The 18,763-nt window shown below is 54.9% G+C and carries 12 protein-coding genes; 9 read left to right on the top strand and 3 right to left on the bottom strand.

Going from position 1 to position 18,763, the window contains the following annotated elements; all coding sequences use genetic code 11:
* The first annotated feature begins 6 nt into the window (after window positions 1-6).
* From rsmE to ON072_RS10980, 9 genes are all read left to right on the top strand, one after another.
* Window positions 7-738 (top strand): 16S rRNA (uracil(1498)-N(3))-methyltransferase, encoded by a 732-nt coding sequence (rsmE, locus tag ON072_RS11020; protein ID WP_144379651.1) that lies wholly within the window; start codon window positions 7-9, stop codon window positions 736-738.
* Between the two features lie 43 nt (window positions 739-781).
* Window positions 782-1,741, top strand: a complete 960-nt coding sequence (gshB, locus tag ON072_RS11015; protein WP_025889743.1) for a glutathione synthase — start codon at window positions 782-784, stop codon at window positions 1,739-1,741.
* A 7-nt stretch (window positions 1,742-1,748) separates the two neighbouring features.
* A complete protein-coding gene (locus ON072_RS11010; RefSeq protein ID WP_144163891.1) occupies window positions 1,749-3,065 on the top strand; it encodes an alkaline phosphatase in 1,317 nt (438 codons plus the stop codon).
* 124 nt (window positions 3,066-3,189) lie between these two features.
* Window positions 3,190-4,224, top strand: coding sequence for a class I SAM-dependent methyltransferase (locus ON072_RS11005; RefSeq protein WP_144128648.1), 1,035 nt, complete (start codon window positions 3,190-3,192; stop codon window positions 4,222-4,224).
* A 301-nt stretch (window positions 4,225-4,525) separates the two neighbouring features.
* Window positions 4,526-6,196, top strand: coding sequence for a DUF342 domain-containing protein (locus ON072_RS11000; protein ID WP_144191489.1), 1,671 nt, complete (start codon window positions 4,526-4,528; stop codon window positions 6,194-6,196).
* A 94-nt stretch (window positions 6,197-6,290) separates the two neighbouring features.
* Window positions 6,291-6,653 carry a DUF4144 family protein gene (locus ON072_RS10995; RefSeq protein ID WP_054743541.1) on the top strand — a complete coding sequence of 121 codons (363 nt, stop codon included), beginning with the start codon at window positions 6,291-6,293 and terminating at the stop codon, window positions 6,651-6,653.
* A 119-nt stretch (window positions 6,654-6,772) separates the two neighbouring features.
* Window positions 6,773-7,900: a site-2 protease family protein gene (locus tag ON072_RS10990; protein ID WP_170946674.1), complete on the top strand. Its 1,128-nt coding sequence runs from the start codon at window positions 6,773-6,775 to the stop codon at window positions 7,898-7,900.
* Window positions 7,901-8,096: 196 nt separating this feature from the next.
* Window positions 8,097-9,158 (top strand): efflux RND transporter periplasmic adaptor subunit, encoded by a 1,062-nt coding sequence (locus ON072_RS10985; protein ID WP_144191491.1) that lies wholly within the window; start codon window positions 8,097-8,099, stop codon window positions 9,156-9,158.
* The gene (locus ON072_RS10980) at window positions 9,158-12,232 is read left to right on the top strand and encodes an efflux RND transporter permease subunit (protein ID WP_144379653.1); all 3,075 of its coding nucleotides are present in this window, start codon (window positions 9,158-9,160) and stop codon (window positions 12,230-12,232) included. Before ON072_RS10985 ends, ON072_RS10980 begins: the two co-directional genes overlap by 1 nt.
* 92 nt (window positions 12,233-12,324) lie before the next feature.
* On the opposite strand, the gene ON072_RS10975 is transcribed toward ON072_RS10980, so the two are convergent.
* The 3 genes from ON072_RS10975 to ON072_RS10965 all read right to left on the bottom strand — a co-directional run bounded on the left by ON072_RS10975 (window position 12,325) and on the right by ON072_RS10965 (window position 18,754).
* Window positions 12,325-15,114 carry a M16 family metallopeptidase gene (locus ON072_RS10975; RefSeq protein WP_144379654.1) on the bottom strand — a complete coding sequence of 930 codons (2,790 nt, stop codon included), beginning with the start codon at window positions 15,112-15,114 and terminating at the stop codon, window positions 12,325-12,327.
* A gap of 68 nt (window positions 15,115-15,182) precedes the next feature.
* Entirely contained in the window at window positions 15,183-17,543 is a 2,361-nt protein-coding gene (locus tag ON072_RS10970; protein WP_144163897.1) for a TonB-dependent receptor plug domain-containing protein, read from the bottom strand.
* 353 nt (window positions 17,544-17,896) lie between these two features.
* Window positions 17,897-18,754 carry a pirin family protein gene (locus ON072_RS10965; RefSeq protein ID WP_144191520.1) on the bottom strand — a complete coding sequence of 286 codons (858 nt, stop codon included), beginning with the start codon at window positions 18,752-18,754 and terminating at the stop codon, window positions 17,897-17,899.
* Window positions 18,755-18,763 lie beyond the last annotated feature (9 nt).

Genomic DNA, 18,763 nt, shown 5'->3' with positions numbered 1-18,763 from the left:
CAGAGCATGAGAGTGCCGAGAATTTATCACACAGGCCCGATAACCCCAGGCAAAGTTCTGTCATTGGATGATGACGCCAGCGCCCATGTCGGCCGAGTGCTGCGCATGAGCAGCGGCGAGCAAATAAGCCTGTTCAATGGTGACGGCAAAGACTATCCGGCCACTATCGTCAGCGCCGGAAAGAAAGCCGTGGATGTACACGTGCTGTCTGCCATGGACAATCCCTCTGAGTCCCCCCTGGATCTGCACCTTGGGCAAGTGATCTCCCGCGGCGATCGCATGGACTTCACCTTACAAAAATCGGTAGAGTTGGGGGTTAACACCATCACGCCACTGTTTTCAGAGCGTTGCGGCGTTAAACTCAGCGGCGACAGGTTGGAAAAGAAACTGCAGCAGTGGCAAAAAATTGTTATCAGCGCCTGTGAGCAATCCGGCCGTAGCCGGGTCCCTGAAGTGAGACCGGTAATGGAGCTGGCAGCCTGGTGCGCCGAGCCCACGACGGCACTGAAACTCAATCTGCATCCCAGAGCCGCTCACGGCATCAATGGCCTTGAGCTGCCAAACAACAAGGTGCGGCTCTTGATAGGTCCGGAAGGCGGCCTGTCGGAGCAGGAAATTGCCATGACAGAAACCCAGGCATTTACCGAAGTTCTGCTCGGCCCCAGAGTACTGCGCACAGAAACCGCGGCGCTAACCGCCATTACCGCATTGCAGCTCAGATTCGGCGATCTGGGCTAACCATTTTCTGCCCTGTGGGCGCAACGAATAAAGGAAAGGCATCATGATCAAGCTCGGCATAGTGATGGACCCCATCAAGGATATCAACATCAAGAAAGACTCCAGCTTCGCCATGTTGTTGGCGGCGCAGTCCCGCGGCTATGAGCTCTTCTATATGGAGATGCAGGATCTGGCACTGCTGCAGGGTGAAGCCTGGGCCAAGATGCGGCCGCTCAAGGTTCAGGAAGATCCCACTGATTGGTACCAGTTGGGTGAAGCGACCGACACGCCGCTCAAGGAGCTGGATGTGATTCTGATGCGTAAGGACCCACCGTTCGATACCGAATATATCTACGCCACTTACATGCTGGAGCGCGCCGAAGAGGCCGGGGTATTAATAGTCAATAAGCCACAGAGCCTGCGTGATGCCAATGAAAAGCTGTTTACCGCCTGGTTCAGCCAGTTTACCCCCACGACACTCGTCAGCCGCGATCCGCAGCGGTTACGCGCTTTCCATGCCCAACATGGCGATGTGATCCTCAAGCCATTGGACGGCATGGGCGGCACATCCATATTCAGGGTCAAGCAGGACGACCCCAACCTGGGGGTTATTATAGAAACCCTGACAGATTACGGCCAAAACTATGCCATGGCGCAGGTGTTTATTCCCGAGATCACCAAGGGTGACAAGCGTATTCTGGTCATCGACGGCGAGCCTGTACCCTACTGTTTGGCGCGTATCCCCAAGAAGGGTGAAACCCGCGGTAACCTGGCGGCCGGTGGCAGCGGTGTTGCCCAGCCTCTGTCTGAAAGTGACTGGGCCATTGCCAGAGCCCTGGGCCCTGAGCTTAAAAAGCGCGGCCTGATCTTCGTCGGTCTGGATGTGATTGGGGATAAGCTCACCGAAATCAATGTCACCAGCCCAACTTGCATCAAAGAGATTGAAGCGGCTTTCGATGTCAATATCACCGGCATGCTGATGAATGCCATTGAGCAAAGACTGCAACAAAAACAACAAGGATGAGACTCTGATGAAACTGAGCCAACTCACGGGCGCATTGCTGGGACTGTCATTGCTGCTGCCACTGGCAGTCGATGCCAATCAGTTGCCCAATCCCGCCCCTTCCAGACCCCAAAATATCGTGATCATGGTCGGTGATGGCATGGGGCCGGCTTATACCAGCGCCTACCGGTATTTCAATGACAACCCGGATACCGAAGAGATAGAACAGACGGTATTCGATCGCCTGTTGGTCGGTATGGCCAGTACCTACCCCGCCAGAGTCAGTGGCTATGTCACCGACTCCGCCGCCGCGGCAACTGCGCTGGCAACCGGAGTAAAAAGCTATAACGGCGCCATCTCGGTCGACACCCAGAAGCAGCCGATCCCGACCATAATGGAAAAGGCCAAGCAGCGGGGCATGAGCACGGGTGTGGCAGTCACTTCCCAGATAAATCACGCCACGCCGGCGGCCTTTCTGTCTCACAGTGAAAGTCGCAAAAACTATGTCGAGCTGGCCAACAAGTATCTGGAGACGGATGCCGATGTGATGCTGGGGGGCGGCCAGAAATACTTCGATCAGGAGCTGCTGGCCAAGTTTGATGCCAAGGGCTATCAAATTTTGCAGGAGTTCAGCGCGCTTGAAAGCATCAAACAGCCCAAGGTAATGGGCCTGTTTGCAGAAGTGCAACTGCCTTGGGTGCTGGACGACAAGGATGGCCATCGCCTCAGCACCATGACAGGCAAGGCACTGGAGCTCTTGTCACAAAACCCCAACGGCTTTGTGTTGCTGGTTGAAGGCAGCCTGATCGACTGGGCTGGTCACAACAACGACATCGCCGCCGCCATGGCGGAGATGGATGAATTTGCCCATACCATGGAAGTGGTCGAACAGTTCGTGCGCCAAAACCCCAATACCCTGATGGTGGCCACCGCAGATCACAATACCGGTGGTCTCTCCATCGGCAGCAAGGGCAAATATGCCTGGAACCCAGAGGTGCTCAAGGGGCTGTCTGCCAGTATTGATACCCTTGCCGCCGCTGCGTTGACCGCAGAAGACTGGCAAGCGCCGCTGGCTCAAGGCCTGGGTTTTGAGCTGGAACCCGCGTTGCTTGAACAATTGACCAAGGCCAGAATGCAAGGCAAAGAGACGCTGGCCAGCGCTATCAAACAGGAAGTGGATCGCCGCTCCAACACAGGCTGGACCACCGGCGGCCATACGGGTACAGATGTGCAGGTGTTTGCCACAGGCCCGGGCGCCGAGCTATTTATCGGCAACCAGGACAACACGGATATCGCCTCCAAACTGATAAGCTTGCTGCCCAAGGGGCAAAGGTCTGCTCAGTAATGCTTAACCTTGCAAAAAGCGGCCTTGGCCGCTTTTTTTATGTTTGCCGGCCATAACTCTTGCCCGCTGCCACCACTGATTGGCTATAATGCGCGGCAGATTTTATCCTTGGAAGTCCCCAATGTTGCTGACACCGCCATCGCAATTACTGCTGCGCAACAGTGCGCTATTTGAAGGCCAAAGCCTGCTGCTGCTCAACCATGAGAGCGACAACTGCGCCAGAGAGCTTTTGAACCTGTGCCCGAGAGTCGATGCCCTGGCGCTGGATTTCAATCACTTCCAACAGCTTAAGTCGCAAGCCAAGGCCGAGCTTCATTGTTACTTTGGCCACCAGTTGCCCCATACTGACAGGTTCGAGACGGTTGTGGTCTACTACCCCAAGGCCAAGCCGCTGCTCGCTTATCTGCTGGAACTGGCGGCGCTGCACCTGCAACCGGGAGGTCAACTACTAGTCATAGGGGAAAACAAAGGCGGGATAAAGTCGTTTGCCAAACAGCAAAGCCGCTGGTTCAGCAATGCGGCCAAACTGGACAACGCCCGTCATTGCCTGCTGTTTGCCGCCGAGGCCATCGCCAGCCCAACTGCGCTGGATATTGAAGCCTTTGTCAGCCATTACAGCTTGCCCACTCCCCAAGGGGACATACAAATCTGCAATATGGCCGGGGTATTCAGTGAAAAACGCCTGGATCTGGGCACTGAGCTGTTGCTGTCTCATCTGCCCAAGCTCGAGGGACGGGTGCTGGACTTTGGCTGCGGCGCCGGAGTGATTGCCGCCGCCCTGCTCAAGGTCCAGCCGGAGCTTAATCTGGATTGTGTCGACATCAACGCCATGGCGCTGCTGTCCTGTGAGCAGACACTGAAGGCCAACGGCCTGAGCGCCAAAGTCTATCCATCCGATGGCTTGAGCGCCACTCAAGGCGAGTTCGACGCCATCATCTCCAACCCGCCGTTTCACGATGGCTTGGCAGCCACCACCCATATTGCCGAAAGCTTTATCGCCGACAGCGCCAACAGGCTAAAAGACAGAGGAGTATGGCAGATAGTGGCCAATCGTCACCTGCCCTACGGCGACACAATCGCGGCCCATTTCGGTAACGTGAACGTGATTGCCGAAAACAACAAATACAAGCTTTACCGGAATATCAGTAACAAAAAGTAACGCCGGGCAATTTAAGTAACTTTTCGCTAAGAGATCAAAGATTTTTATAAGTATTCAGGGCTATTATCTTTTGAGCAACTGCTAATAATATGTTAACAACAGGCTTCGTTTTGGCGAGCTTATGTTGCTATACTCAACAGCAGTCGGGAAAATAATAATAGTACCATTCCGTACAGAAGTTGATTCAGTCGATACGCGCCTGTTGTCTCGCCATAGCATAGTTATGGCGTCAACAAACAGCTTGGTACTCGATGTTTAAACTTCGAAAAGGAAGGGTATAACTAACCTGGATAACTTTAATATGCTGGCGCCGGATCTCGTTGAACTCAGCAGCAATAAGCAATTTGCCGAGCTGAGGCTCATCCCCAAAACCCATGGCCCCGTGACCGAGGAAGCCATACGTCATCTGTTGGCCCTACCAGACTTCGCCAATCTCTGTCCGCTGGATAGTCAAATCGCCAAAGCCGTCAAGGACATCAATAAGCTTTACGCTGAAGAAGATGGTCAGTTCGAGCAGTTCTTTCAGATAGCCGAGCGCCGTGACGGCCAGATATCACTCCAGCCCAGTAAAGATAAGATGCAAGCCGGTATGACCCTCACTGCCGCCTGGGGCGGTAAAGAGATCACCTTGCCGGACATTCTTCGCCGCCTGAAAGAAGAGAAGATCTGCATGGGACTGTCGAAAATCAAGATAGAAACCATGCTCAAACGCCTGAAGCAGAGTAAACCAGGCGAAACCATAGAAGGCACTATTGCCTGTGGCAAGGCGGCGGTGAACGGCAACCATGCCAGATTGGATCGTAAAGTGCCCCTGGCCCGTGAGCGCCTGCTGCACCCACAGGAGCGGGAGGATGGCACAGTGGACATGCGTAACCTGGGCGCAGTCATCATGGTCAATGCCGGCGATCTCTTGATGGAAAGGATCCCCGCCACTCAAGGAACCCCAGGATACAATGTCTTCGGCGAAGTATTGCCGGCCAAGCCGGGGAAAGATCTGGAGATGGTGGCCGGCAAAGGTACAGAGTTCAGCGCCAAAGACAGCAACAAGCTTATCGCCACGGTTGCCGGTCAGCCGGTGGAAGTCCGCAACGGCATGCAGGTAGATGATGTATTGCAGATAAAAGATGTGGACGTGGGCTACGGCAATGTCGACTTCAAGGGCAGTATCCTTATCAGTGGCGACGTCCACGAGGGGATGCAGGTCAAGAGCAGTGGCGATATCACTGTAATGGGTTTTGTCGACTCGGCATCCTTGATGGCCGAAGGGGATGTAACCGTCAGCAAGGGCATCATAGGCAGGCAGATCCGCGCCAATGAGTTGTCGACCCAAATCAGAGCCAAGGGGCAGATATCGGCCCAGTTTGTGCAATATTCCGATCTCCAATGCCAGGGCGATATCCTGGTGACCAAGCAGCTGCTGCACAGCAATAGCCGTACCGACAGTAAACTCACAGTCAGCGACGCCAACGGCCGCCGCGGAGATCTGGTGGGAGGAATTGCCAAGGCGGAAAAAGGCATCAAGGCCGTCGCCATAGGCGCTACAGCGGATACCAAGACAGATCTCTTCTGCGCCATGCGTTTGGGAGAGTACCGCCAAAACCTCAAAGATCTGGAAGAAAGTGTCCGGATTTTGGTGGTAGCCGGTTTGGATATGGAAGCCAGACTGAGAAAATTGCCACCCAAGAGCGAATGGCAGGCAGATCCGGCCATGGTCGAGCAGGTCAAAATGATGCTGGAAGAGAAACACCGTGTCGATGATGAGCGAGTGCGGGAAGAAACCGAACTCGAGCTGCTGAAGGCGGAAACCGAAGGCTACTATCGCCATTACTTTGTCGAAGCCCTGAAGCATATCTACTCCAATGTGGAAATTCACATAGGCCCGGCGCAACAGCGCACCCAGAGGGAACATGGCCCCTGTGTGGTTCAAAACCAAAACGGAGAAGTCCATTTCGACTACAGCAGTCGCGGCTGATATTAAACCGGGCCTCGGTTCGGCGCGGGATAATTAATCGCAACGCCAGGCCGTTGTGATAAGGTGTTGGAGACAACTTATTCCTGGAGCCCCTATGACACAGCCAGCCTGGCCAGCCATTCTGAAACCGGCAGATTCGGACGAACTGGTGTATCTCGAGAATGAAAGAGACTGGCTGGAATATATCTGCCTGAATCAACACCTGAGTTGCCAGGGTGATCAACTGATAGATTCCGGCGGCTTATGTTATCCCATACTTCCGGCCATTCGCTGTGACGAACCTGTACTGGCCTCATTGCCACAAATAGGCCCGAGCCATGCACAGCTCGAACTCACAGATCTCAAGCTGTTGGTGCAAAAGCACGCCGCCGCGCTCGGCAGTTGCTGCGTTGCCAAGTTAGCCTTTATCACTTTTCCCCAAGGACTGGAGATGGTGCGTTATCTCGACAGTCTCTAAGGCGTTCTGGCAAAGGACTGGGGCCATTTACTGCGAACTGCGCCTTGTATCCAAACCTGTAAGCCGATGCAAAGCCCCCACGGACATGTTCGCACCTTCCCTGACAAAGCCCGGTGCCCATGGGTATAATCGGCGCGTTTTCTCTCACCGGAGTCATAGATTTGCAACTTCTGAAAATAGATTGCTTAGGGAAGCCCCTGAGGCTGGAAGGTTCCATGGCGGGTTGGCAGCAACTTTTTTGGGATAACCAATTAGTCTCACAACAAGCCGCCAGCGCCGATGACCAAGGCATTGGCAGCCATGAGTTCAGCCTCAGTCGCGCCGATGGCAGCAGCATCAAGGTACGCCTGGAAACCCAGCTCAACTGGCAACCCTTTGAGCTGAGCTATCGCTTGCTCATCGATGAGCAAGTCACGATTGAAGGCAGCCGCAATAGCAAAGATATTGAGCGGCAAACACCGGACATAGCGCCGGTAAAACAGCAGAAACTGAGTCTGGTGGGGCTGGTGTCTCTGGGCTTCAAACTGCTCAAGAGCGCCAAGGTGATCAAGGTCGTTCTGGCAGGAGCCAGTATTGCCGCCTACTCCTGGCTGTTTTCCCTGCAGTTTGCCCTGGCTCTGATAGCCTGCCTGGTGTTTCACGAGTACGGCCATATCCGGGCGATGAAATATTTTGGCATGAAGACCAAGGGTATCTACCTCATCCCCTTCATGGGCGGCCTGGCCTTGTCCGATGAGAAGATCAACACCCGCTGGCAAGACGTGGTGATCTCCATCATGGGGCCAACCTTTGGCCTGTTGATGTCCCTGGCGGCACTCGTGGCCTACTGGATCACAGGCAATCCCTTCTTTGCCGGTCTGGCGGCCTTTAACGCCTTGCTCAACCTGTTCAACCTGCTGCCTATTTTGCCGCTCGATGGCGGACATATTCTCAAGAGCATCAGCTTTTCGATGAACAGTGCTATCGGCCTTATCGCCTGTATTCTGGGTGCTGCCATAGGGGTATTTATCAGCTACAGTCTGGGGCTGGCACTGCTGGGGTTCCTGTTGTTGATAGGCAGCGCCGAGATTCTGTTTGAGTGGAAACAGCGTCATCACAGTCATCTGCTGCCGCTGGACAGGTATGGGCAAGTGTTTTCCATTGTCTGGTATCTACTGACAGTGGCGGCCCTGGTGGCTGTTATCTGGCACCTGGCCGGCAGCGGTGATGACATGCTGGGACTGCCACTCAAGATATTGCAAAGCTGATTTAACACTCAGATTGCAAGGCTGCCACAGCCGCGCGTCCTGGGTGCTACATTCAGGCAAATTAGTGCTTGAAAATCTCTATTGGGATCAAAAATCACAAAGATAGATCACCAATGCCTTAAATTGTCGGAATGCCCTGGATCCTGATTAAGGTAAACTGAATTGCTTACCGCTTAATCCATGATACAGGGCGTTTATGAAAACACTTTCAGGCTCCAGTCTTTGGTTACTGATCTTTTGTCTGCCAATTTCCCTATCACTCTCGGCGCAGGAGGTTCAACCCCCTCCGGTAACCGTAGAAGCGGTGAAACAGGCATCCTTTAGAGATGTCGCCAACGAAGTCGGTAAAATTCGGGCTATCGACTCTGTGGCCCTCAGTTTCAACGCCAGCGCCAAACTCACGGCGATCCACTTCAAAAACGGAGACATGGTCAAACAGGGTGACTTGATTGCCGAACTCGACAGTGTCAAGGCGCAAGCCGATGTCGACAAGGCCCGCAGCACGCTGGCTCTGGCGAAAACCAAACTGGAGCGAGTCAGAGGCCTGCTAGCCAAAGAGCCGGATTCACTGTCAAAACAAGATGTGGATGAGCTGGAAGAAAATGTGCAACTGGCCGCCGCCGATTTCAAACAGAAACAGGCCACCCTCGCCGATTACAGCCTCATCGCCCCCTTCGATGGCCAATTAACTTCCTTTACCCCCTCTATCGGTGCCCAAATAACCGCAGAAACACCTCTGGTAACCCTGTACCGCTTGGATCCGGTTGAAGTGCATTTTGCCATCAGCCAAGTCGAGTTCGGCAAGGCGCAGCGAGGTCAGGAGGTGCATCTCACAGTGGAGGCCTACAAGGGACGCGAGTTCAAAGGACTGGTCAGCTATGTAGCGCCGGCTGTCGATGAGAGTTCGGGCAGGGTGGAGGTTCATGCGCAACTGAAGAACCCGGATCATGCCTTGGCTCCCGGAATGTTTGCCAACGTCAAACAGATATTCAGCAAGGGGATCAAGCACTTGTTGGTGCCACAAAATTCCGTCATTGCCAATAATGAAGAACGCTTTGTCTGGGTACTGCAAGGCGACAAAGTCAGCAAGCGCCCTGTGTCACTTGGGCGCAACACCAATGACGGTTATGTCATCATCAAGTCGGGGCTGCAAAACTCAGATACTGTGGTGCGAACAGGCATGCAGAATCTGCAAGAGGGAGGTGAAGTCAGAGTCCTGACCAATGCCTTATTGGCCACCGAAGAGGACCAACTCTGATGCGCCTGCCGGAAATCTGTATTCGCCACCCAATTTTCGCCTCGGTGATTAGCATAATGATAGTGCTGATCGGCCTGGTGTCTTTCGGCAAACTGCCGATTCAATACTTCCCTGACTACAACACTCACTCGGCTTCGGTCAGCGCATCCATCAATGGCGCCAGCGCCGAATTCATGTCCGAGAATGTCGCCGATAAGCTTATCGACGCCGCCTCCGGGCTGGATAAGGTCGATACCATGACCACCGACTGTCAGGAAGGCAGCTGCACTCTGTCCATCAACTTCAGCAAAGAGATAGATGACATCGAATACACCAATTTGATGAACAAGCTGCGCTCCAGCGTTGAAGCCATCAACGACTTTCCCCAAAGCATGATAGACAAGCCCAGAGTGACAGATGACGTGTCGGCGACCCATTCCGCCAGCAATATCATCAGCTTTGTCAACGAGGGCGGTATGACCAAGCAGCAGATGTATGATTACATCAGCCAGCAGCTTGTACCTCAATTCAAACATCTGTCCGGTGTGGGCGCTGTATGGGGCCCCTATGGCGGCTCACAGCGCGCCGCCAGGGTTTGGCTGAACCCGGATCAGATGAAGGCGCTCAATATCAAGGCCGCCGATGTGGTGGCCACCCTGAGCACCTATAACGCCACTTTTACCTCGGGCACCATAGTGGGCAAGTCCCGCGACTTCTCCATCAACCCGCTCAGCCAGGTTGAAAACATAGAAGATATTCGCGATCTGGTAATCCGGGTCGATAACGGCAAAATAATCCGGGTGAAGGATATCGCCAATGTCGTGATGGGCGAGGAGAGCCTGCGGCCCAGCCTTTTGAGCATTGGCGGACATCAGGCGATGTCGCTGCAAATACTGCCGCTGGCCAACGCCAACCCTGTGACAGTGGCACAAACCATACGTGCCGAAATCGACAGGATGCAACACCAGTTGCCGGCCGGTCTCAAGATGCAGTTGGTCTATAACCAAGCCGACTTTATTCAAGCCTCTATCGAAGAGGGTTTCTCTACCTTACTGGAAGCCATAGTGCTGGTGTCACTGATTGTGGTGCTGTTTCTCGGCTCACTCAGAGCCGCTTCGATTCCGATTATCACCATTCCCGTCTGTGTCATAGGGGTATTTGCCGTTATGGCCTGGCTGGGGTTCAGTATCAATGTACTGACCATATTGGCAATCATCCTTGCCATAGGTCTGGTGGTGGACGACGCCATAGTGGTGGTGGAAAACTGCTACCGCCATATAGAAAAAGGTGAAACGCCTTTTAACGCTGCAATCAAGGGCAGCCAGGAGATCATCTTTCCCATCATAGCCATGACACTGACACTGGCTGCCGTTTATCTGCCGATAGGTTTGATGTCCGGACTGACGGCCGATCTGTTCCGCCAGTTTTCCTTCACTCTGGCGGCGGCGGTGATCATCTCAGGGGTGGTGGCCTTGACCCTCTCGCCCATGATGAGTGCCTACTTGATTCAGCAAAGCCACAAACACCCGGCCTGGTTTCAGCGGGTCGAGTTGGGGCTGGAACGTTTGATTGAGCGCTACAGCCAGGAACTGGAGCTCTGGTTCAACCGTAAGCGTCTGTTGGCCGCAATCGCCTTGCTGTTGGTCGTTTCGGGTGGCGTACTCTATTGGTACATGCCCAAGGTACTGCTGCCCACAGAAGACAGCGGCTTTATCGACGCCAGCGCCAAGGGCCCCACCGGCGTTGGCCGCCAATATCACCTGAATCACAACGCCGAGCTCAACAGCGTTATGGATGACAACCCCAATGTAGCCGCCAATCTGGCTTATATCGAAGGCGGCCCGGTCAACCATGTGCTGCTGAAACCTTGGGGAGAACGCAGCGACACCGCCGCCGAAGTGATAGATCAACTGATAGCCAAAGCCAAACAGCAGGTGTCGGCCTACAACATGTCGTTCAGTGTTCGCTCCGCCGACGGCTTGAATATCCCCACCAATCTGCAACTGCAGTTGATGACGCTGGACAGAGACAAAGATGCCTTGGCCCACACCGCCGAGAAGGTGGTTAAACTGCTGGAGGACTATCCTGGGCTGACCAATATCAACAACTCGACCCTCAGGGACTTGCCACGCTTCGATCTCAGCATAGATCGCAATGCGGTGATCCTTTCCGGCGCCAGCTACAGCGATGTGACCAATGCACTGTCGACCTTTTTAGGCTCGGTCAAAGCCGCCGATCTGCACTCGGACGACGGCTTCACCTACCCTATCCAGGTTCAGGTTAACCTGGAGATGCTGGGAGACTTCAATGTGCTCAGTAAGCTGTATGTCACCTCTGAATCGGGTGAGGCGCTGCCGTTGTCGCAATTTGTCACCATAAAGCAGGCAACCGCTGAGTCGAATATCAAGACCTTTATGGGTCGCGATGCCGCCCTGATCAGCGCCGATCTTATGCCGGGTTACTCCCCGGGAGAGATCAAACTCTGGCTGGATGAGCAACTGCCGTCGCTGCTGGCTCCATCTCAGGGCTACGCCTACAACGGCATCATCAAAGAACTGATGGACTCCCAGGCAGGCACTCAGTCACTGTTTTTGCTGGCTTTGGTGTTTATCTATCTGATCCTGGCGGCGCAGTTTGAGAGCTTTGTCGATCCCTTGATCATTCTCCTCACTGTGCCCCTGTGTCTGGTGGGAGCCTTGCTGACTCTCAACCTCTTTGGCCAGAGTATGAATATCTATTCCCAGATAGGTTTGTTGACTCTGGTAGGCCTGGTGACCAAACACGGGATCTTGCTGGTCGAGTTCGCCAATAAGCAGCGCCAGGCCGGCAAAAGTGCCCTCGATGCGGCCATGGCCAGCGCCCGCTCAAGGCTGCGTCCTATTTTGATGACCTCGCTGGCGATGATCCTCAGCGCCATCCCATTGGCCATAGCCTCTGGCCCCGGCTCTCTTGGACGGATAAACATAGGCCTGGTCTTGGTAGGTGGCTTGTTGATGGGCACCTTCTTCTCGCTGTTTGTGGTGCCTGTGGCCTACTTGGCCATGAGCCAGTTAAAACAAAAAGATGTGCTGGCCAAGCTCAGAGGCAAGATCTAAGATTTTCGCCAACGCTCTATCACTTCTTACTCACACACTTTCCAACTCGCAAAAAAGCGCCACCCCGGGGGTGGCGCTTTTTTGCCTGAGTTTTACTCGCTTGCCGGCAGCATCACGGCCTCAAAGACCCGGCTTTGCCGGATAAACTGCTTAAGCAGGTTATTCAGCTCAGCGGCAGTGACCTCCTCATTGAAGCGAATGTTTTGTCCTATCTGCTGCGGCCCACCCACTGTCATATAGCTTTGGCTGACCGCCTCCAACCAACCGAGATTGGATTTAAGCTCCCGCTGCAGCCTGTCCTGACGCTGACGGCGCTTATTTTCCAGCGAATGGGGCGATACGCCCTCATCAGTCATCCGCTTGAGTACCAGATGCAGTTGCTGGATCAGTTCATCGACCCGCTCCGGATCGCTGCTGAAGCTGATACGGCCGGAGCTGAAATCTTCCCCCGGCTCCTGCCAGAACCAAGCGGTTACCCCATAAACGCCGCTGGCCTCCTCCCTGAGTTTGAGCCTCAGCTGCTCCTGAATAAGCTCCCCCATGAGCGACAACTGATAGGCTTGCTTTGCTGACCAAGGCTGCGGATAGGAAGTTAGATAGACCTCTGTTTCGGCTCTGGGCTCACCAGAGACAGGCATCTGCAGACGCTCCTTTGGGGTCGCCGGCCGAATTTGGTATTGCTTGCGCGCTTCGCTTTTTACCTCAATCCCCGCCAGATACTGCTCGGCCAGGCGAATGAGGCGCGCCTCGTCGATATCGCCGACAAAGAACAGAATAAAGTCGGTATTACCCAGCATGTGACGGCGATAATCGGCCCGCAGCTCATCCTCGGTCAGGGTAGTCAGCAACTCGGGATCCGGGTTGTAAACCGTCGGCACTCCGGGATAGCGCTTGGCATCTATGGTGCGGGCAAACTGCTCCCCAGGGTCATTGGCATATTGTGCCCGGGTCGCCTGATACTCTTCGCGCCAGTGCTTCAAGGCATTCGATGCAAACTGTACCTGTTGCAACTTGAAGCGAAACAGCTGCAGCAGCGCCGCCAGATCATCCCTGTGGGCCCAGCCGGAAAAGCCTTGCGTCTGGCCGTCCAGCAAACTGGAAAGCACCAGAGGATAGTCGCTGTCATAGTTGATGATCGCCTGCTGCGGCACCTCGCCGGCGCCGAACTCATCTGCCAGGTTCACAGCCAGACGCAGCTTTTGCGCCTCCGAAGGTGCCAGACTGCCCATCCCCCCGACAGTCAAGGCCTTGAAATGCACTTCACCTGGGTTGAGATCAGATTGGCTGAATACCAGACGCAACCCGTTGCTGAGTCGATACTCCTTCAGGCGTCCATCGGCGGCTTCACCGATAAAGCGACTGCTGCCGGCCTCGGCCTTGAACTCGGGCATCTCAGCGGTCTGTTGCCCGGCTTCAAAGTCGCTGTGCTGCCTGCTCATACTCTGCTGCCATAATGCATTGGCTTCAGCACTCGTCAGTGCCGATATCTCCCCGGCCCCAAGAGTCTGCAGCAATAAGCGGGAACTTGGCGCCGTTAAACGCGCCAGCGCCTGATTGATATCCTCGGTCGTCAGCGAGCCAATCAGCTCCAGGTTGAGCCGGGCTCTGTCTTTATAGCTCAACCAGGGGTCGAGATTGGCAGCGGTAGTGACCAGGTCGCCGGCAATATCTATGCTGTAAACCGCCTTATCGGCGCGGCGCTGTTCCAATTTCAGTTGGCGTTTCAGCTGGGAAGCCACGGCCTTATCGCTGAAACCATGCTGCTTGAGGGTGGCCAGAAGATCAAACAGTGCACTGGCGGCGCTATGGTACTCACCCTTCTTGAGCTGCAAGGTGAAAATGCTCTGCCTGGTCTCGCGGCCAATGGCCGAGGAGAAGAAAGCGCCCGACAGCAGCCAGTCTTGATGTTGCTTCTCCCACTGCTGCAAACGCAGATTCAGCATACGCCCGGCTATCTGCTCGGCCAGCTCGCGGCGATAACCGGCCCGCGAATAATCCGACTCAAGCGGCGAGAAAAAGCTCAGCTCCAGCGCCGGCTCTTCGGCGCCTACTTCATGCACCTTGGCGGCCCTCAGGCCATCTTGCAGCGGTATGCCAAAGTCCACGGTTTCCAGTGGTGTAGTGGCCGTGGGCATGGCTCCCAGATATTGCTCGACCATGGCCTTGAACTTGGCGACATCTATATCACCGCTCGCCACCAGCGCCATATTATCCGGCCGATACCAGCGGCGATAAAAGTCGGCCACCCGCTTACCGGACACCTGGCGTATGGTTTCGGGATCGCCTATGGGATCGCGCGTCGCATAACGGGAACCGGCCATTTCGATGGCAGACTTTTTGTCCCCCAAACGCAGCATAGGCCCAAGCCTTGCCCGCCACTCCTCCAGCACTATGCCACGCTCGGCATCGAGATCGTCGCGGGCAATGCTCACCTCTGCCGCCCAGTCGGCAATAATTCTAAGCGCCAGCTCCAGAGTCTGCGGCCGGTTATCCGGCAGATTGAGCAGATAGACGGTATTTTCAAAGTCAGTGAAGGCATTGACATCTATGCCAAACTTCAGCCCGGCATCCTCCAGCGCGCTGATGACGCTGTTGCCCTTAAAGTGCTTGCTGCCGTTAAAGGCCATATGCTCGACCATATGGGCCACGCCCCTTTGGTCGTCATCTTCATGCATGGAACCGGCGTTGACTACCAGACGCAGATACACGCGTTTGGCCGGGGCATCGTTGGGGGCCAGATAATAGCGAAAGCCATTGTCCAGCCGGCCCTGAACCAAGTCAGGATCACTGTTCAGAGGCAGCATATCGCTGGTTTGACAGGCCGCCAGCAGGCAAGCCATCGCCGCCATCATCAGGCGGCCGAATCGTGTTTTAACAATCATCTCAGGATTTCCAGAACTCAACAAAAAAGCAGCTTCCGGTGAAGCTGCCCATCACCACCACTCAGGGTTTAGAAGCGATAACCCACTTCCAGCCAGAACTGACGCCCTGGGGTATAGAGGCCGTATTCGCCGTTCTGGTTAGCCTTGAGGCTATACTGGCGCACCTGGTTGAGCACATTGTTGATATCCAGCTGCAGATAGACCTCACCGCCCAGCGCCTGCGGCTCCCAGCGAATACGGCTATCCCACTGGGTGTGACTGCCGAAGTCATAGCTGCGGTACATCTCCAGCGCCGCCTGGCTGTTTACCGACTCATATCCCCGTACCGGCGCCTTGACATAAAGCTTGTTGCCCCAGGTAATATTCCAGGCCGGTAACTCCATATCCAACCCAAGACGCACCATCCACTCTTCCTGGGATGAGTTGACCTTCTGCTCCATCTGGCGACGGCTCATCATGGCGCCATCGAGCATCACGGCCTCATCCGGGTTCATCGCCTTATCCAGATCGTTGCGATCTGTCTCCAGCCAATCGGCCGCCAGCGACCACTCCCATTGACTGGCACCTAAGGTCAGCGGCGCTATGTTATTCAGTTGCAGGGTATAGACATGAACCTTGTAGTCTTCGCCATTGCGATAGTCGTCCACCTTGACGCTGCCTACCTGGCTTCTATGGGTCACCAGGCGATCGCGATAGTCCCTCAGGGTATAGCGACCACTCAGGCTTAAATTGCCTAGATTCTGGTGCAGCGCCAGGGTCAACTCATCGGAGAAGGGGGTTTTCAGATCCTTGATGCTTTCGTATCTGCGGGTGTGATCCTGGCTGAGTTTAAGAATTTCATCCGCCAGCTTCATCGAAGCGAATGAGCGGCCATAGTAACGGTTAAGCCCGATATCCACCCGGGTGCCCTCGACGACATCCCAGTTGAGTGCCAGCCGCGGCGCCAGGTTGAGATTATCCAGGTAGTCATCATGCTCAAGCCTCAACCCGGGGCGGAATTGCCAGGCGCCGAATTTTATGATGTCCTGCAGATAAGCCGCCGAGTTGCGGTGGCGGGTGTCTATGCTGCCGGCCAATACGGTTTGCTCATCGAGCGGCATCTCCATGCCCGACATTATCAAGCGGATCTCCTGATTGACCTCCCTTGGGCGGTAAAAATCATAGTCGGTCTGCTGGAAACTCAAGCCGGTTTCCAGGCTGTGACTGACATCGCCCCAATAGAGGCGTTTGAAGCTGACATCGGCCAGCAGTTGCAGATTTCGCTGCTTGAGACGACTGTCCCCATAGCCCCCCTTCTGGTAATCCAGCCCGGTATCGGCATCACTGATCACCAGCACGGTATCACTCTGGGAGTGACGCTCATCCTCAAAGCTGTCGTAGGCCGCCTTGAGGGACAAACTTCCCAGGCTGAACTCCCGCTCCAGACTCAGGGTCGACCCCAGTGCCGAGTGGCTGTCTTCAAAGTCATTGTCTATGTTCTCGCCCATAAACAGGCCTTCACGGTAGGCCGAATAACGCCAGTCCCAGTCGATTCGGGTCAGGGGATCCGGCGTCCAGGCCAGATTCAGCAACAGGTTGTCCGATCTGCGGCTCTGATCCTGAGAATCAACCGTACCTTCTGCATCCATGATCCGGCTCTGGCGAATGCTGGAGCGGCGTTGACCAAAGGCCAGCACCATGCCCAGCTCGTCGTTAATCCCCTGCTGCCACTGCCCCGAATAACTGTGTTTAACAAAATCGGGCTGATAGATGGCCTTGCCCCCGTCGGGCCTGGCCTGCTGCAAAAACTCGTTAATATTGGGATCAACCTTCTGGCTGGTCCAACTGCTGCGGCTGGTACGGTAACGCAGCTGGCCGCCGTTGACGCCGTTGTAGCTTAGGGTATCGGCCACTACGGCCCCGCCGGTAAAGCCCCCCAGGCTGGCCGGCACATTGTTGTCATAAACGGTGATCCCGGCCAGCATGGCGGCGTCGAAGAAATAGGCCTGTTCCGAGCTCATCCCCGGTAAGACCCCGACACTGCCGTCAAACAGGCCTGAGCTGGGATCCAGATCGTTGTTGATATTGATGCCATCAATAAGAAACGCTGTCTGTTCAGACTCGGCGCCATAGATGGAGATCTTCGACGGTTTGATTTCACCGCCACTAAACCCCTCATCCAGCCCCTCCAGGCGCACCGCAGGGTTGGATTTGACCAAGTCGCTCAAGTTGCCATCGGCCGAAGGGGTACGGCGGATCATCTGCTCATCCAGAGTGCTTTTGCCATCCAAACCGTTATCGGCTCTGTCTTTGACTGTCACAACCGCGCTGGTTTCGGGCGACTCATTCGAAGAGGGCGCTTGTTTATTTAGCGTTTCGGCGCCGGATGCGGCGCAAAAGAGTACGGCTGCCACAGCCAAAGCCACGGCAGAAGGTGCGGGGTATTGCATATAAAACCTGACCAATGAGAATGATTCTCATAATTGTTACAGGCAAAATATTTCCCGACAAGATAGCCAAAATTCAGCCAAGGTAACAAGAATGTTTCGCAAAAAGCGCTACAAGTTTAACTTTTGGTAACTTTTTGAGAAAGGAGCAAACAATCAGACCAAGGCTAACCTTTAAAATCAATCAAAGGTGGGGTTGGACAAAACCCATCACAGGTTAACCGCACTGTATTCCAAATGACTTTTTAACGAAAAAATCTTAAAAATTTACATTTGTGTCAGCGCTGATGTGTTGTTTAGGCGAATAAAAGGCAAGAGGCGGCCACAGCAAAGCAGCCGTCTGTTGCCTATGTCAGTTAAACGGAACCGGATGGGATCTCACCGAAATCACCGTTTTGGTAGTCACGAATGGCCTGCAGGATCTCCGCCTGGGTATTCATCACAAAAGGCCCCATCTGCACCACGGCCTCACCAATGGGGTTACCGGCCAGAATGAGCAGGCCCGCGCCCTTGAAACCGGCTTGCAGCTCGAGAGGATAACGACTGTCGAGCAGCAACATATTACCGGCCACCAGTTGTTTGCCATCCGGCAGTTGCAATTCACCACTGTGCAGATAGAGCGCCAGTCGCCCCAGATGACTGAGATCCAACTTGGCTTGGGCATCAGGCGCCAGCGTCAAATCGGCAATCGCCGCATCGCCGGCCAACCCGGTCAAGGGAGCACTGGCTTCAGTACCGGCGAAACGCCAGTCACCGGCCAGCAGTCTCAGGCTGGCGCCGTCAGTTTCAAGCTGTTGGTGTTCATCGGCTGCGCTGTCCTGATACCTGGGCGGCCGCATCTTGTCCTTGGCCGGCATATTGAGCCAGATCTGAAAGCCATGCAGCCCCTCTTTGGCATCGGCCAGCGGCATTTCGGAGTGGACCACACCGCGGCCGGTACTCATCCACTGCACCTTGCCTTCGCGGATGGCGCGGACATTGCCCAGTTGATCCCTGTGCTCAAAGCCGCCCTTGCGGATATAAGTAAAAGTTTCCATACCGCGGTGGGGATGCGGCGGAAAACCGCCGAGATAATCGCGTTCATCGTCGGAGCGGATCTCATCCAGCATCAGATAGGGATCCAACGCCAGAGCCTGAAAATCGGCGACCCGGCTGATATTGACCCCATCGCCGTCAGAGGTGGGTTGTGCCGGCAGTATTTGCAATATTTTCATCATTGGGCT

Source organism: Shewanella sp. K8, from assembly GCF_028823715.1.
GTDB lineage: Bacteria > Pseudomonadota > Gammaproteobacteria > Enterobacterales > Shewanellaceae > Shewanella > Shewanella algae.
Note: the sequence above shows the minus strand (reverse complement) of the source record. Positions and strands in the feature narration are given on the sequence as shown.